Annotated in this window: 13 protein-coding genes and 3 pseudogenes; 14 read left to right on the top strand and 2 right to left on the bottom strand. The window is 38.4% G+C overall.

The window, feature by feature from the left end; translation table 11 throughout:
* Positions 1 to 314, top strand: a pseudogene (locus Q338_RS08860) (hypothetical protein); the annotation flags it as partial.
* Positions 315 to 341: 27 nt separating this feature from the next.
* Positions 342 to 1,259 carry an aldose 1-epimerase gene (locus tag Q338_RS08855; protein ID WP_034294376.1) on the top strand — a complete coding sequence of 306 codons (918 nt, stop codon included), beginning with the start codon at positions 342 to 344 and terminating at the stop codon, positions 1,257 to 1,259.
* A 49-nt stretch (positions 1,260 to 1,308) separates the two neighbouring features.
* Here Q338_RS08855 and Q338_RS08850 read toward each other — a convergent pair whose 3' ends face one another.
* Entirely contained in the window at positions 1,309 to 2,295 is a 987-nt protein-coding gene (locus Q338_RS08850) for a tetratricopeptide repeat protein (RefSeq protein WP_084693576.1), read from the bottom strand.
* 136 nt (positions 2,296 to 2,431) lie between these two features.
* Here Q338_RS08850 and pseI point away from each other — a divergent pair, with 136 nt between their 5' ends.
* The 12 genes and pseudogenes from pseI to Q338_RS08785 all read left to right on the top strand — a co-directional run.
* On the top strand, positions 2,432 to 3,478 hold the full coding sequence (pseI, locus tag Q338_RS08845) for a pseudaminic acid synthase (protein ID WP_034294374.1): 1,047 nt from the start codon (positions 2,432 to 2,434) through the stop codon (positions 3,476 to 3,478).
* A 75-nt stretch (positions 3,479 to 3,553) separates the two neighbouring features.
* A complete protein-coding gene (locus tag Q338_RS08840) occupies positions 3,554 to 3,829 on the top strand; it encodes a hypothetical protein (RefSeq protein ID WP_034294370.1) in 276 nt (91 codons plus the stop codon).
* 19 nt (positions 3,830 to 3,848) lie between these two features.
* Positions 3,849 to 5,057, top strand: coding sequence for an oligosaccharide flippase family protein (locus Q338_RS08835; RefSeq protein ID WP_034294368.1), 1,209 nt, complete (start codon positions 3,849 to 3,851; stop codon positions 5,055 to 5,057).
* 20 nt (positions 5,058 to 5,077) lie between these two features.
* A complete protein-coding gene (locus tag Q338_RS08830) occupies positions 5,078 to 6,031 on the top strand; it encodes a glycosyltransferase family 52 (RefSeq protein ID WP_034294366.1) in 954 nt (317 codons plus the stop codon).
* On the top strand, positions 6,028 to 6,987 hold the full coding sequence (locus Q338_RS08825) for a glycosyltransferase family 2 protein (RefSeq protein ID WP_034294363.1): 960 nt from the start codon (positions 6,028 to 6,030) through the stop codon (positions 6,985 to 6,987). Before Q338_RS08830 ends, Q338_RS08825 begins: the two co-directional genes overlap by 4 nt.
* A gap of 58 nt (positions 6,988 to 7,045) precedes the next feature.
* A complete protein-coding gene (locus Q338_RS08820; protein WP_034294361.1) occupies positions 7,046 to 7,864 on the top strand; it encodes a beta-1,6-N-acetylglucosaminyltransferase in 819 nt (272 codons plus the stop codon).
* A gap of 14 nt (positions 7,865 to 7,878) precedes the next feature.
* On the top strand, positions 7,879 to 9,909 hold the full coding sequence (locus Q338_RS14100) for an exopolysaccharide biosynthesis polyprenyl glycosylphosphotransferase (protein WP_244773708.1): 2,031 nt from the start codon (positions 7,879 to 7,881) through the stop codon (positions 9,907 to 9,909).
* A 75-nt stretch (positions 9,910 to 9,984) separates the two neighbouring features.
* The gene (locus tag Q338_RS08805) at positions 9,985 to 11,238 is read left to right on the top strand and encodes an oligosaccharide flippase family protein (RefSeq protein WP_034294359.1); all 1,254 of its coding nucleotides are present in this window, start codon (positions 9,985 to 9,987) and stop codon (positions 11,236 to 11,238) included.
* A complete protein-coding gene (locus Q338_RS08800) occupies positions 11,235 to 12,224 on the top strand; it encodes a stealth conserved region 3 domain-containing protein (RefSeq protein WP_034294356.1) in 990 nt (329 codons plus the stop codon). The genes Q338_RS08805 and Q338_RS08800 overlap by 4 nt, the downstream gene beginning before the upstream one ends.
* 2 nt (positions 12,225 to 12,226) lie before the next feature.
* Positions 12,227 to 13,306: an EpsG family protein gene (locus Q338_RS08795; RefSeq protein WP_034294353.1), complete on the top strand. Its 1,080-nt coding sequence runs from the start codon at positions 12,227 to 12,229 to the stop codon at positions 13,304 to 13,306.
* A gap of 8 nt (positions 13,307 to 13,314) precedes the next feature.
* Complete coding sequence (locus Q338_RS08790; RefSeq protein WP_034294380.1) at positions 13,315 to 14,505, top strand: glycosyltransferase; 1,191 nt, start codon at positions 13,315 to 13,317, stop codon at positions 14,503 to 14,505.
* A gap of 75 nt (positions 14,506 to 14,580) precedes the next feature.
* A pseudogene (locus Q338_RS08785) lies at positions 14,581 to 14,943 on the top strand (IS5 family transposase); the annotation flags it as partial.
* A gap of 4 nt (positions 14,944 to 14,947) precedes the next feature.
* Here the strand turns inward: Q338_RS08785 and Q338_RS14865 are convergent.
* Positions 14,948 to 15,256 (bottom strand): annotated as a pseudogene (locus tag Q338_RS14865) (hypothetical protein); the annotation flags it as partial.

Below are 15,256 nucleotides of genomic sequence, written 5' to 3'. Positions count from 1 at the left end.
AGCGCTGGCAAATTGAAATGCTGTTTAGCTGCCTGAAAAAACGCGGTTTTGACTTGGAAGCCACGCACATGACTGACCCTGTTAAAATGGAAAAGTTGTTTGCGATTCTGGCAGTTACATTGGCTTGGGCTTATGTTATCGGGCGTTGGCAACATGCGCTTAATCCAATTAAGCCTAAATCTCATGAACGTTTATCGCAAGGTATTTTTCGTGTTGGTTTAGAGCAGCTTGCCAAAGCTGCCATGTTGATGATGGCAACTTTGGACTATTTTTCAAACCCAAAACAGGTCGTCCGATTTTTTGTCGTGTACTGAAAGGCTGCCTGAAAACAGGAAAAAACCATGTTTAAGATACAAATCAATCCCCAATCCATTGTTTTACAAAGTGAAACCCACCAAGCGGAAATTTTCCCCTTTGGCGCGATTTTGAACCGTTTTGCCGTGCAACAAAATGGCGGCTGGCGCAATGTGATTGCCGCATTTGACGATGAAAATCAAGCACGTAGCCAAATCACCAACGGTTTTCGCAGCGCAAAACTCAGCCCCTTTGCCTGCCGCTTGAACGAAAGCCGCTATGTGTTTGAAAACACGGAATATGTTTGCGAAAAACACGTTTTGAACGGACACGCCATTCACGGTTTGATGTATGACGCGGATTTTGCTATCCAAAATCACGGCGCAGATGAACACGGTGCGTGGCTGGAATTGTCCGCCGATTACGCCAACGACAATTCGGGCTACCCTTTTTCGTATCAATTAAATGTGAAATATGTTTTGGATAACAAGGGTTTGCAAATTGAAACCCGCGTCCACAATTCAGGCAGCCGCGCCCTGCCGATTGCGGATGGCTGGCACCCGTATTTCACGCTGGGTGGCAAAGTGGACGATTGGGCTTTGCAAATCAATGCCCAGCAAATGCTTGAATTTGATGACAATCTGCTGCCAACGGGCAACACACTGCCTGAAAGCCGTTTTCAGGCAGCCGAAAGTTTGCACGGCGTGGAGTTGGACAACAGTTTTGTATTGAATAATCAAGAAGATGTATCATGTATTTTGCAAAGCGATGATTTGATTTTACAAATTCACGCGCTGCAAAATTATCCGTATTTGCAAATCTACATTCCGCCCGAACGCGATTGCGTGGCGATTGAAAATTTGAGTGGTGCGCCCGATTGTTTTAATAATGGTTTGGGGTTGACTGTGTTGCAAGCTGATGAAAGTAAACAGTTTGTGGCGCGGTATGATTTGAGCGTGAAATAATATTCAGGCAGCCTGAAAAATCATTTTCAGGCTGCCTGAATTTTACAATTTACTGGATAAAACCATTTTTACGCAAATAATTGAGATTTGCTGGTGCATCTGTATCCCCCTGCACAACGGCTTGTTCCAATAAAATTTTGGCTTTCACATAATCTTTTTTTACACCTAAACCTTGTACATACATCGTCCCCAAATTATTTAGGGCTTGCGCATGACCTTGTGCAGCAGCCTTTTCATAAAATGCTTTTGCTTTAACGTAATTTTTCTTTACGCCCAAACCTTGTAGATATAGCCAACCTAAATTATTTTGAGCTTGTGCATGACCTTGTGTTGCTGCTTTCGCAAATAAAACACTTGCTTTTACATAATCTTGTTTTACGCCTAAACCTCCTTCATACATTATACCCAAGCTATATTGTGCGCTTGCTACACCTTGTTTAGCTGCCTGCTCATATAATGCTTTCGCTTTAACATAATCAACTTCCACACCTAAACCATCTTGATACATCAATCCCAAATTATTTTGAGCTTCGGCATTACCTTGTGCCACAGCCTGTTCAAATAAATCTTTGGCTTTGGCATAATTTTGTTCCACACCCCAACCTTGCAGATACATCATACCCAAATTAACTTGTGCATTTGCATTACCTTTTTTTGTTACTTGTTCAAATAAATCTTTGGCTTTTGCGTAATCTTGTTCCACGCCCCAACCTTTCAGATACATCATACCCAAATTATTTTTTGCCGTGTCATCGTCTTGTTCAACAGCTTTTTCTAACCATATTTTAGCTTGCGTATAATCTTTTTCCATGCCACCAATACCTCGTAAATAACGTAAACCAATATTAACCTGTGCTTTTACTTGACCTTGTCGCGCCAATTTCAAATCTGTCTCAAAATTATTGTCAGATTGACCTGAAACAGGAATGCCAGTGCTTGTTGTGATATTGGGTTCAGCCAACGCAGACAATGCGAATGTACCAGCCAATACAGCAGCCAATAATTTAGTCAATTTATGCTGGGGAAATTTCATCATTTAAAATCCAGATTGTTGAAATAAAAATTAAAGTGTACGTTTTTTACGGATTTTTTGGCAAGATAAATTTCAGGCAGCCTGAAAATGTTACAATTCCCCTTTTCAATTTTTCAATTTGATTTCATAAAATAAAACCATGCAAACCATACACATCAACCACCGCGCCATTGGCAACAACCACGCGCCCTACATCATCGCGGAAATGTCCGCCAACCACAACGGTAGCTTGGATAATGCCTTTAAAATCATCTCACAAGCCAAACAATGTGGCGCAGACGCAGTCAAAATCCAAACCTACACCGCCGACACGATTACGCTCAACAGTCGCGCCCCCGATTTCATGATTCAGGGTGGATTGTGGCATGGGCAATCTTTGCACGAACTGTATCAAAAAGCGCATATGCCTTGGGATTGGCATAAGCCATTGTTTGAATACGCAAAAGAAGTCGGCATCACGATTTTCAGTTCGCCTTTTGATTTTACGGCGGTGGATTTGCTGGAAAGTTTGGACGCGCCCGCCTACAAAATCGCGTCATTTGAAGTGATTGATTTGCCATTGATTAAATATGTCGCGCAAACGGGCAAGCCGATGATTATCTCCACAGGCATGGCGGACGCGGACGAAATCGGCGAAGCGATTGACACAGCCAAATCAAATGGTTGCACAGAATTGGTGGTGCTGCATTGCGTGAGCGGCTACCCTGCCCCAGCCGCCGATTACCATTTGCGGACTTTGCCCGATATGGCGCAAAAATTCGGCACGTTGGTGGGCTTGTCCGACCACACTTTGGACAACACCACCGCGATTGCCAGCGTGGTTTTGGGCGCGTGCGTGATTGAAAAACATTTCACGTTGGACAGAAATGGCGGCGGCGCAGACGACAGTTTTTCATTAGAACCTGCTGATTTGCAAGCCCTTTGCCGCGACACGAAAACGGCTTGGCAAGCATTGGGGCGCGTGAATTACGGCTTAAAATCCAGCGAACAGGGCAATGTGCAATTCCGCCGTTCGCTGTATTTTGTCAAAGATTTGAAGGCTGGCGATGTGATTGATGAAACCTGCATTCGCAGCGTGCGCCCTGGATTTGGTTTGCCGCCCAAGTATTTTGATGATTTGATTGGCAAAAAATTAAGCAAAGACGTAGCAGCGAATACGGCGACTTCGTGGGATTACTTTCAATAATATTCTCCTGATATTTTCAGGCTGCCTGTATTATAATGATGGCATAATTAGGCAGCCTGAAAAAATATTATCATCATGAAAAATAAAGTTATTTTCCATTGGTTACTCGTTTGTGTCGTGCCTATGGGGTTAATCCTGTGGTTTCACTTTTCTCCCGCACAAAATCGCACCGATTTTCTTATCAACGGTATTATCATGGCGTGTGCAGCCACTTTTTTATTTAAATACATTGGCATAACTGCGATTATGGCGCATTTACAAGAAGATTTGATGAATAAAAAACAAGCTCTCTATCAATTAATACCCATTGTATTATTTATCCTATATATTATTTATTATTTTCTAAACTAATTTTCAGGCAGCCTGAAACATGAAACTACTCAAAGACAGCGCCATCTATCTCTTCGGCGAACTGTTCGCTAAAGCCCTACCCTTTTTGCTTTTGCCCTATCTCACGCGCAAACTCGGCGTGGCAGGCTTTGGCGAATTGTCGTATTACCAAACCATTTTGTCGCTGCTCGCCCTATTTTTCGGCTTCAGTCAAGACGGCGCACTCACGCGCTATTATTATTTTTATGGCAAACGCAATCTCGCCAATCTCATGCTGACGGGTTACAGTTATATTGCCTTACTCGCTTGTTTTGGCTTAATTTTTGCATGGGCACAAAACTCGCTCGTACTCGCGGCGGTGGTGTGCGCCGCCGCCACGCAAAGCATACTCGCCACCCAACTCGCATGGCGACAATGCCAAAAACGCGCCCTAGCCTACACCGCCATTCAAACCGCAAGCGGCGTATTCGGCAGCCTGCTGACCATTTTATTATTGGAAACCACAACCAATCAGCCCATCGCCATGCGTTTTGCCGCGCTGGTTTTGGCGAATGCGCTGGTTTCCATGATTGCCTACCGCCTTGTTCAAAAAGAAAAAAAAACGCGCCTAACGTGGCGCAGATTCATGCTTTCAGGCAGCTATATTATGGCGTTTGGCGCACCACTTTTGCTGCACCACGCCAGCAATTTCGCCAAAGGGCAACTGGACCGCGTGCTGATTTACCAATATTATTCTGCTGAACAATTAGGGATTTACGCCGCCGCGCTACAAGTGGCGGGCATTTTGAGTATGCTGCTGATGTCGGTAAACAAAGCCACCGTTCCCTATTACTATCAAGCACTGAAATCAGGCAGCCTGAACGCCAGCAAAGTGCGCCGCCATGCCATCATTGCCGCGCTGATTTCACCGATTTTCGCCGCAATTGCCTATTTCTTGCCCGAAAGCCTGTTTACATGGTTTTTAGGCAAAAATTATATCGGCACACATTATTATATTTGCTTATTTTTAATAGGTTATGGCTTAACCATTCCCTATTTTTTATTGGTCAATTATTTATTTTTTTATGGTCAAAATAAACTGATTGGCTTGATTTCATTATCATCAACTGGGATTTATCTCCTTGTTTTATTGATGGTTTCATCAATTGGCTTAGCATGGATTCCGTTTGCCATGATAGCGGGCAATCTCGCCATTTTGCCGATTTTGTATTATTTTGTGCGTGAACCCAAAAACGTTCAGGCAGCCTGAAAACCAAGAAATCCAATCAAATGAATAACCTATTTATCTGCCTAACCCCGCTACAAGCCCTAATCGCCCAACAACTTATCCGCCAAACCGTGCCCACCCCAGCCGATTTGCTGATGATTTGCTACGCCGAAGCCGAAAACGACAAATTCCAACACTACTACCGCGAAACCGCCCAAATGTGCGATTACGCCGAATTTGTCCGCGTGCCACAAAATAAATGGTTTCGCGAAATTGCCCTATTCTCATTAACAAAAAATTTGAAAAAACAATATGATACTATCTATGCCGCCAGCATAGACAACCCCAATGTCCAATACCCCATCAGCCACCTGCGCTTTAATAAATTGGAAACTTTTGACGATGGCACCGCCAATCTCTACCCTGACAGCATTTTGTACCGCAACCAATATTACGGCACAAAATCCAAAATTATCAGATACTTACAAGGAATCAAACACAGCACCGAAAGCCTGCGCCAACTTTCAGGTTGCCACCACACGCTCTACCCCACGCAAAATAATATCGCCAGCCCCACCATTCCCCTAAAATTGTGGCAAAATAACGCTTTTTTGGCGCAAAACCCCGTTTCAGGCAGCCTGAAAACCCACACCATTTTGTTGGGGCAACCCCTTTTTGAGCAAGATAATGACAATATTACCCTATTTCACGCCATTATTGACCAAATAAAACCCGACTACTATTTTCCCCACCCACGCGAAACCTATTATTTAAATACAAACTATATACACACTCCATTGATTTTTGAAGATTATTTATTGCAACAAATTCAGCAGCACCCCGACACCGAATACCATATTTACCACATTGCCAGCACCGCCGCGCTGAATGTCGCGGCGTTTGAGCGCACGCACGTGTTTGCGCTGCGCCCCAACCACGCCCTTTTTCAACAAAAAACTTTCCAATATCTCTATGATTTAATGGAAAAAATGCACATACCCATCCAGCTATTATGAACAAAACGCTCTCCATCATCGTCCCCTGCTACAATGTCGCCGCCTATGTTCAGGCTGCCTTACAATCCATTTTGGACAATGTTTCGCCAGAACACGATTCGTGCCTTGAAATCGTCATTGTCAATGATGGCGCAAGCGATCAAACACCTGAAATAATTGAACAATTTATCCAAAATCAACTCGCCCAACGCCCCATCGCCCACCACTATATTCAACAAAAAAACGCAGGCTTATCCGCCGCGCGTAACACGGGCATGGCACACGCTTCAGGCGAGTATTGGCTGTTTTTAGACAGCGATGATTTTTTTGATAATCAAGCACTTGATAAAATACTCGCCGTCATAGACCAACACGCGCCCGACATCATAGAATTTGACGCGACCAAATGGACGGAAGGCGAATATGCTATACAAAGTTTATATCAACCCTATTTTCTTCCCCAGCAAACCCACCGTTTAGATGCGTTTAAAGCCAATTTATGGTATGTTTGGTCGCGCTGCTATCACAGAAAATTATTTGAAAATCAACAATTTGAAGTCGGAAAATTATTTGAAGACATGATGACCATTCCCTACTTATATTTGGCGGCAAATCAGATTTTCAGGCTGCCTGAAAGCCTGCTCGCCTACCGCCAACGCCCCGCCAGCATTTTAGCCACGCTGTCGCACCGTCATTTAGATGACCTGTTTTGGGGCGTACAAAAAGCCATGTCTTTAGAAAAACAATATCCTGATTTTCAAGAAGAAATCCAATTATTGCAATACAAAAACTGGCGCATGATAGTTGCCGAAAGCATTAAAATTTTCCTGCGAACACGCGATGTTTCCTATCTCCGCGCCGTCCAAAACAAACGCGCCCAAATGCGCCAAACACACGGGCGCGATTACGGTTGGCAAATCGCCTACTTTACTCAAGTTTTACTGAAAAAATATTTACACAAAAAAGATACAAAATAATTTTCAGGCAGTCTGAAAAGATTAACCGCCCATATATTAAAAATACTATAGAAAAATCATGTCTCACGCCTACCTGATTTTATGCCACCGCCCACCACGCCACATTGCGACTTTAGCGGCGCATTATCCGCAACATCATTATTATATTCATTATGACCAAAAAGCCCCGATTAATGAGCTGGATTTTTTGCGTGACTACGAAAATGTGCATATTTTAAATAATCGCATCAAAATTTTTTGGGGTGGTTTTAGCATGATTTTGGCAACGCTGAATTTGTTTCAGGCTGCCCTTGCCAATCAAAATAACCAGTATTTTCATTTAATTAGCGGTGACTGCGTGCCTTTGCAAACGCCCGAACACATCAGCCAAATCTTTGCCGAATTACCCGATAATACCTTGTTTTTACAATGCAATAATATTCCCCGATTGCGCCATCGTGTTCGTTTCAATGCCCCCCACGCCGACACGCGCTGGCAACGTCATTTTATTGGCAAAATCATGACCAAAATTATTGTGTTAGTTGATAAAATTATTCCCAGTTCACAAATTGGCTGGCAAGGTAGTCAATGGTTTTCCGCCACACGTCCTACTTTACAAAATTTATTTAATGCCGCTTTAGGTGAACCTGCTGATTATTTTGCCAAAAAACTCGTTCCCGATGAACATTTTTTCCAGCATATTTTGCAAACGCAGCCTGAAAAATACTATTGGATAAATGACCATCGCCGCTTTATCCGCATGGCTGGCACGCAAAATCACCCCGATGAATTGTCGCTGGACGATTTGTGGGCGGCGCAGCGCGATGGTGCGTGGTTTGCGCGTAAAGTCAGCCCAAAAAATATTGCCCGATTTTTAGAATATGAGTTTGCCAAATGAAATTTTCCGTGTTAATGTCATTATATCATGCTGAAAAACCAGCATTTTTACAAGAATGTTTACAAAGTTTGCAAGCACAGACTTGGCTTGCCGATGAAATTGTGATGGTGTTTGACGGCGCGATTTCCGATGAATTGGAACAGATTGTGCTGGCGTTTCAGGCTGCCTTGAATATTCAAATTGTGCGGCTGCCTGAAAATGTGGGTTTGGGTAAAGCCCTGAATATTGGCTTAAATCATTGTTCTCATGAATATATTTTCCGCATGGACAGCGATGATATTGCTGCGCCCAATCGTTTTGCTTTGCAGGCTGCCTATTTGCAAGCGCACCCTGAAATTGCCTTGCTCGGCGCACAAATTGCTGAATTTGAACATAATCCTGCCCAAGCACACGACACCCGTTTTGTGCCACAAACGCATGAACAAATCACAGTATTTGCCAAAAAACGTAATCCATTCAATCATATGAGCGTGGTTTACAAAAAATCTGCTGTGCAAGCGGCTGGCGGTTATCAGCACCATCCGTTTATGGAAGATTACAATTTGTGGCTGCGTATGCTGGCGCAGGGCGTTCAGACTGCGAATTTGCCCGAAATTTTGATTTACGCGCGCACAAATGGCAATGCGATGTTGCAACGGCGGCGCGGCTGGGCGTATATTCGCAGCGAAGTTCAATTATTTGAATTAAAAAGACAATTAAATCTACAATCTACGTTTTCAGGCTGCTTGATGTTGATTTTACGCAGTCTGCCGCGTTTATTGCCGACCACTTTATTGAAAAATTTATATCACTCATTGCGTAACCTAATGAGCCGTACGCCCACATTAAGTCATTATTTGAGTATAGGCTTGATTTTGGTCGCACTCACAGCAATGGTGTATCTACCTGTTAAACAAACAGAATTTCTGTTCAGCACCAAAGTCATTAACAGTATGCTGATTGCGTTTTTGGCGTATTCGCTGGCGGCGGTGTCTGTGATTAAATTGCTCACTTTCCCAGGTAAACAACCTTGGTTGCGAATTTTACGCGCGGCAGGCATCGCGTACGCGAGTGTATTTGCAGTAGCGGCGGTATTTTTTATTACATTTTCTAATAGTTTTGTTATATTTAATGGTATATTAGCGAGCTTATTTTTTCTATATGACAGCCATTATCGTACCCAAATTCCTGCACGAATGGCGTATATTCCCTTTGGCAATGCCCATGATGCCGAGCAATTGCCGCATACCGAATGGACAAAATTATCCCAGCCTGCCCTACCCCAAAATCCAATTGAAGCGATTGTTGTGGATTTACATAGCCCTGATTTAACAGCAGAATGGCAGCATTTTTTGGCAGATTGCACGCTGAATAATATTCCTGTTTACCATATTCGCCAAATTGAAGAGACACTGACGGGGCGTGTGAAAATTCGCCATCTGTATGAAAATGATTTGGGCTCGCTGATTCCATCGCCAGCCTATATGGCAGTGAAACGAGTAAGTGATTTGATATTGATTTTAATCAGCTTACCGATTAGTCTCCCACTTATGCTACTAACCGCTTTGGCGATTAAAATAGAAAGTCCCTACGAATCAATCATCTTTACACAACAACGTGTTGGACAACATGGAAAAGTGTTTACTATCTATAAGTTTCGCAGTATGATAAGCGAGGCTGAAAAAGATGGGGCTCAGTTCGCCCAAGAAAACGATGTTCGCATTACCAAAATTGGTCGTTTTTTGCGCCGTACTCGTTTAGATGAATTGCCTCAGTTCTACAATATTTTGCGTGGCGACATGAGTTTGGTTGGTCCTCGCCCCGAACAAGAAGTTTTTGTAGCAGCATTTAAACAAGAAATTCCGTTTTATCATTATCGTCATATTGTTAAGCCTGGTTTGACTGGGTGGGCACAGGTTACGCAGGGGTATGTTTCGGATAGTGATGCGATACAAGTCAAGTTGGAATATGATTTTTATTATATTAAAAATTTTTCATTCTTAGTAGATATGGTTATTTTATTGAAAACTATTAATATCCTATATACTGGTCATGGAGTTCGTTAAGTTAATTTGATTATTCCTTTGTATTTCCAAATGAGAATATTTGAGAATATTACTTCTTTAAAATATGAATAATTTATGATAAACAATTTATTACAACATAAAATTATAAAAAATCTTTTATCTTTAGCAACGGTACAAATTATAAATTACATTGTACCACTTCTATCTTGGCCTTTATTAGCTAATACTTTAGGTGTGGAACAATTTGGTGTTGTTATGATGTTATTGGCCATTTGTACAATTGCAAATATTTTGACAGATTTTGGTTTTAATTTATCAGCAACACATACAATTGCTCAAAATATACAAAACAAGCAAAAAATAGCACAACTACTGGGGAACATTTTTGTAATTAAAAGTATGTTGGCAATAATTGCCTGTATTATTTCTAGTATTTATATTTATTTTAAATTTTTAATTAATTATCAAACCAATATTAATATTTGGACGTTAGGCTTAGTAAGTTTAATTATTATTAGTCAAGCTTATAATTGTATATGGTTTTTTCATGGTATTGAAAAAATGTCATATATTACCAAAGCAAATGTTTTTGCTAAAATATTTTATATTTCTTTATTATCAATCTTATTAAATCTTTACACACATATAAATATTGCATTATTATGTCTACTTATAAGTCAATTATGGATTACCTACTTATTTATTTGGTATATTTATAAAGAAAAATATTTTATTGCTTCTCCTAAATTAGATATGCTTTGGCAAGAAGTAAAATATAGTTTTAGTTTTTTTATTTCTCGCTTAGCAGTTTCAGTTTATACAACTGCTAATACGCTTATATTAGGACATTTCCATGGTGCTGTAAGTTCAGGATTGTATAGCTCTGCTGAAAAATTATATGCAGCTGCTAATGGGACAACAGGAATAGTTTCTCAAGCTGTATATCCATATATGATTAAACACAACAACCTTAAATTACTAATACAAATAGCAATAGGGTTAGAAGTTATATTGATTGTTTTTACTTATATTTTAAGTTTATTTTCAGAAAACTTAATTGTTTTGTTATTTGGTGAAGATTTTAGGGCTGCAAATGAATATTTTAAAGTATTTTTAATAATATTATGTTTATCTGGTATTTCTATGTTATTTGGTTATCCTGCATTTTCTGTAGTAAAAAAAGTGCAGTGGGCTAATTACACAGTAATAGTGGGAGCTTTGTTGTATTTGGTTGGTCTCATAGTTTTGTTTTATGCTAATGCTATTACAGCAATAAATATAGTAAGTTTAGTACTTATAATAGAGGCTATAGTATTATTTTTACGGATAGTTATGGTTACTTTATTTTATTTGAGGTCTAAAAAATGAATAATAATGAAATCGATTTTGTACTAATATGGGTTGATAATAATGATGAAGAGTGGCTGAAATCTTTTCAGCAATATAAATATGGTGAACAAAGAGAAAGTAGTGAAAGATTTAGGGATTGGGATAATTTGCACTATTGGTTTCGTGCAGTAGAAAAAAATGCTAACTGGGTCAGAAAGATTCATTTTGTAACCTGTGGACACTATCCAAAATGGTTAAATAAAGCACATCCTAAGTTAAATTTAGTCTCTCATCAAGATTATATAGATTTAGAGCATTTACCTACATTTAGCTCTCATGTTATAGAAATTAATTTGCATAAAATTCAAGGGCTATCGGAAAAATTTGTATTTTTTAATGATGACTTTTTTTTACTCAACCCAACGATGCAAGAAGATTTTTTTCAAAATGATTTGCCTTGTGATGCAATGATTTTAAATGCTCACGCTGGTGATGGGGTTTCTCATATTATTATGAATAATTTACTAGTATTAAATAAATATTTTCATAAAAAGCAGGTAATAAAAAATAATATATGGAAATGGTTGAATTTGAAATATGGTGTAAATTTACTTAGAAGTTTTTGTTTACTACCTTGGCCAAAATTTACAGGGTTTTATGACCCACATTTGCCACAAGCTTTTTTGAAATCGACATTTGAACGAGTTTGGGAACTTGAAAGTGATTTAATGAATGAGGTATCTAGCCATAAATTCCGAGACAGTAAAGACATTAATCAGTATTTAATGCGTTATTGGCAATTAGTTTCTGGGCAATTTAGTCCCATATCAATTATGAAACAAGGTCGTACATATCATTTGAGAGATGACAATATTGAACAATCTGTAAATATGATTAAAAATAGTACATACAAAATGTGCTGTATAAATGATACGGCTCATATTTCTGATTTTAAATTTGTAAAGCAAAAAATCAATCAAGCTTTGGAAGAAAAGTTTCCGGAGAAGTCTAGTTTTGAGATATAACAATGTGGACAACATATTTAATATATAACCTAGTTTTATTCATTGGAGGAGGCTTAGTATTTTTATCCCAATACGCCCAAGTAACAGGAATAAAAAAACTATTATATTTAATTTCATTTTTATTTGTTTGGTTAGTTTCTGCTCTACGTTATAATGTTGGTACTGATTACCCTAACTATATCTATATTTTTGACAATCTATATTTATATGAATTTGGAGTTTTAGAACCAATTTATTATTTGCTAAACCAAGTGATTGTACTACTAGGAATAAATAAACAATGGTTATTTATAACAACTTCCTTTATATCAACCTTTTTTATATATAAAACAGCGAATTATTATAATCAAAAAGGTTGGTTTATATTATTTTATTTATTGTTTTTGTATTTAGCATCTTTAAGTATTGTACGACAACTTACAGCTGTCGGTATTATAGTGTATGGCGTACATCACTTATTAAATTATAATAATAAAAAATTCATATTAAGCATATTATTTGCAGCAGGATTTCATTATAGTGCATTTTTCTTAGCTCCCATGTTGCTTTTAACAAAAATTAGGCTTTCTTGGATTGGAGGAATTGTCTTATTTATAGGTGTGATTATACTTATTAGACAAGTTAATATAATACAAGGGATTTTCTCTAACTCATTTTTTGAAAATAGCAAATATGCTGTATATGCTATTAATGAATATAATAGAGAAAGTGAATTAGGAAGTGGTTTAGGGGTATTAATACAAATTTTACCAGCAATAATCTTGGTTTTATTTTCTTTTTCTATTCAAAAACTACCTAATTATTCACTGGTTATATTAACCTCCATTGCTTTTGTAGCATCTATGCTTTTAACATTAGATGTCTACATTTTTAACAGACTAATGGTTGCATTATCAATATACTATATGTTTGTTGCTGTTTATATTGCAGAAAGTAATATGAGCCATAAATATATATTACTAGTTATTATATCATTAGGGGGGGGGGCAATGTTTGAGAAAACAATTTCTATTGCTTTATTTGAGTTAAATAGTGGTTTAGGTATTAGCCCTTATCAATCGGTACTACAATTTATATGGTAAATAATACTATGAAAATATTACAAATTAATTCCGTTTATAAATTCGGTAGTACGGGTCGAATTGCTAGCGATTTGAAAACAGTAATTGAGAAAAACTGTGGCGAATGTGCTATTATTTATGGTCGTGGTGATGTTATCGATAAAGCGAATGTATGGAAAATTGGTTCGGAGCTAGATTTTAGGTTTCATGTATTATTTGCAAGATTAACAGATAAAGCTGGATTTTATTCAAAAGAATATACAAAAAAAATGATTGAACAAATCCAAATCTATAATCCTGATATTATTCATTTACATAATATACATGGTTATTATGTGAATGTGGAAATGCTATTTGATTTTTTGAAAGAATATAAACGAGCAGTAGTTTGGACTTTACATGATACTTGGTCATTTACTGGTCATTGTAGCCATTATGAAGCAGTAGGGTGTGAAAAATGGAAAACACAATGTGGAGAGTGTCCACAAATTAGGGAATATCCAAAAAGTTTTGTGGATAATTCTGCTCAAAATTATATGAGGAAGAAGAAAATATTTATAGGTATTGATAATCTTACAATTGTTACACCATCTTTCTGGTTACAGCAACAAATACAACAAAGTTTCTTACAAAAATACGAGTGTAAAACAATAGCAAATGGCATTGATTTACAAAAATTTTCCCCCTTAATAAAGACTAAAGACAAAAATAAATTTATTATTTTAGGAGTTGCAAGTGTATGGGGAGAAAGGAAAGGTTTTAATGATTTTATTCGTCTCTCTAAATATATAGATTTATCAGAATATCAAATTATTATGGTAGGAGTCAATAATCAACAAAAACAAATTCTAGCAAAGCATAATATTGTAGCAATTGAAAGAACAAATAGTATTGAGGAATTAGTACAACTATATAGCCAAGCTGATATTTTTTTAAATCTTACCTATGAGGATACTTTTCCAACAACAAATTTAGAGGCTTTAGCTTGTGGCACACCCATTTTAACATATCGTACAGGTGGTAGTCCAGAAAGTTTAAATTCTAATTGTGGTATTATTGTAGAAAAAGGAGATTTAAGTTCAGTGATTGAACATCTGAAACAATTGAGAAAGAAGAATTTTGATTCTCAAGCCTGCATAAACCAAGCAAATTATTTTAATAAATTTGACAAATTTCAAGAATACATTAATTTATATCAGGAAATTTTATCAAATTCCTAGGGGCTATTGACAATTCAAAAAAAGTGGCAAAGAGTTTAAAATGTTGTTTCCACACAAACATCTCAAATCTTTGCCATGTCTAGAACCACACTTAGCAATGAAACATGGTCAAGACTGTTGCCTATTTTGAAACAGCTTGGCATTTACGGCAAGAAAAATTTACGCAAAACATTTGAAGGCATTCTGTTTCGTTTGCGCACCAGTTGCCAATGGGCAGATATCCCAAGTTGTTTTGGTAAAAGTAACAGCATTTATCAGGCTTTTAATCGCTGGTCTAAACGCGGAATTTTTACCAAATTATTTAAACACTTAGCAGAAAACCCTGATATGGAATGGGTCTTTATGGACGGCAGCCATATTCGTGTTCATCAACATGGTATAGGCAAGCAATCCACCACACACGAAGCGGTAGGTAAAAGTGTGGGTGGGCATACATCCATAACTATCTACACAATTTTGTTTTCTGCGTAAATTGTGCGACGGCGGCACGGATTTCATCAGGTGTCATCTCGTCCAGCAGTTCTTTGGCTGCCAACAATTTCAGATAACCCAAAAGCAAAGCGGGAGCAGTAATCGGACTTTGCCTACGGGTCGCCTTACCCGATAAGCGCATTAAAAACAAGCAGTACTCTCGAGTTTCAGGACTGTCATCGCGCATCAAATGCCAAACATTCAGGCAGCTTTGCGCCACAATCAGCAGCCGTTTAAAGAACGCCTCACCGCTTTCTTGCTGCCAGTCTTCAATATGATG

This window comes from Alysiella crassa DSM 2578 (assembly GCF_000745955.1).
Taxonomy (GTDB): domain Bacteria; phylum Pseudomonadota; class Gammaproteobacteria; order Burkholderiales; family Neisseriaceae; genus Simonsiella; species Simonsiella crassa.
Note: the sequence above shows the minus strand (reverse complement) of the source record. Positions and strands in the feature narration are given on the sequence as shown.

What these genes read in the sequence shown, in the direction of transcription:
- Q338_RS08835 (WP_034294368.1), top strand. Translation starts at nt 3,849, where the DNA reads ATGAAACTACTCAAAGACAGCGCCATCTATCTCTTCGGCGAACTGTTC.
- Q338_RS08830 (WP_034294366.1), top strand. Translation starts at nt 5,078, where the DNA reads ATGAATAACCTATTTATCTGCCTAACCCCGCTACAAGCCCTAATCGCC.
- Q338_RS14100 (WP_244773708.1), top strand. Translation starts at nt 7,879, where the DNA reads ATGTCATTATATCATGCTGAAAAACCAGCATTTTTACAAGAATGTTTA.
- pseI (WP_034294374.1), top strand. Translation starts at nt 2,432, where the DNA reads ATGCAAACCATACACATCAACCACCGCGCCATTGGCAACAACCACGCG.
- Q338_RS08790 (WP_034294380.1), top strand. Translation starts at nt 13,315, where the DNA reads ATGAAAATATTACAAATTAATTCCGTTTATAAATTCGGTAGTACGGGT.
- Q338_RS08805 (WP_034294359.1), top strand. Translation starts at nt 9,985, where the DNA reads ATGATAAACAATTTATTACAACATAAAATTATAAAAAATCTTTTATCT.
- Q338_RS08850 (WP_084693576.1), bottom strand. Translation starts at nt 2,295, where the DNA reads ATGATGAAATTTCCCCAGCATAAATTGACTAAATTATTGGCTGCTGTA.
- Q338_RS08820 (WP_034294361.1), top strand. Translation starts at nt 7,046, where the DNA reads ATGTCTCACGCCTACCTGATTTTATGCCACCGCCCACCACGCCACATT.
- Q338_RS08800 (WP_034294356.1), top strand. Translation starts at nt 11,235, where the DNA reads ATGAATAATAATGAAATCGATTTTGTACTAATATGGGTTGATAATAAT.
- Q338_RS08825 (WP_034294363.1), top strand. Translation starts at nt 6,028, where the DNA reads ATGAACAAAACGCTCTCCATCATCGTCCCCTGCTACAATGTCGCCGCC.
- Q338_RS08795 (WP_034294353.1), top strand. Translation starts at nt 12,227, where the DNA reads ATGTGGACAACATATTTAATATATAACCTAGTTTTATTCATTGGAGGA.
- Q338_RS08855 (WP_034294376.1), top strand. Translation starts at nt 342, where the DNA reads ATGTTTAAGATACAAATCAATCCCCAATCCATTGTTTTACAAAGTGAA.
- Q338_RS08840 (WP_034294370.1), top strand. Translation starts at nt 3,554, where the DNA reads ATGAAAAATAAAGTTATTTTCCATTGGTTACTCGTTTGTGTCGTGCCT.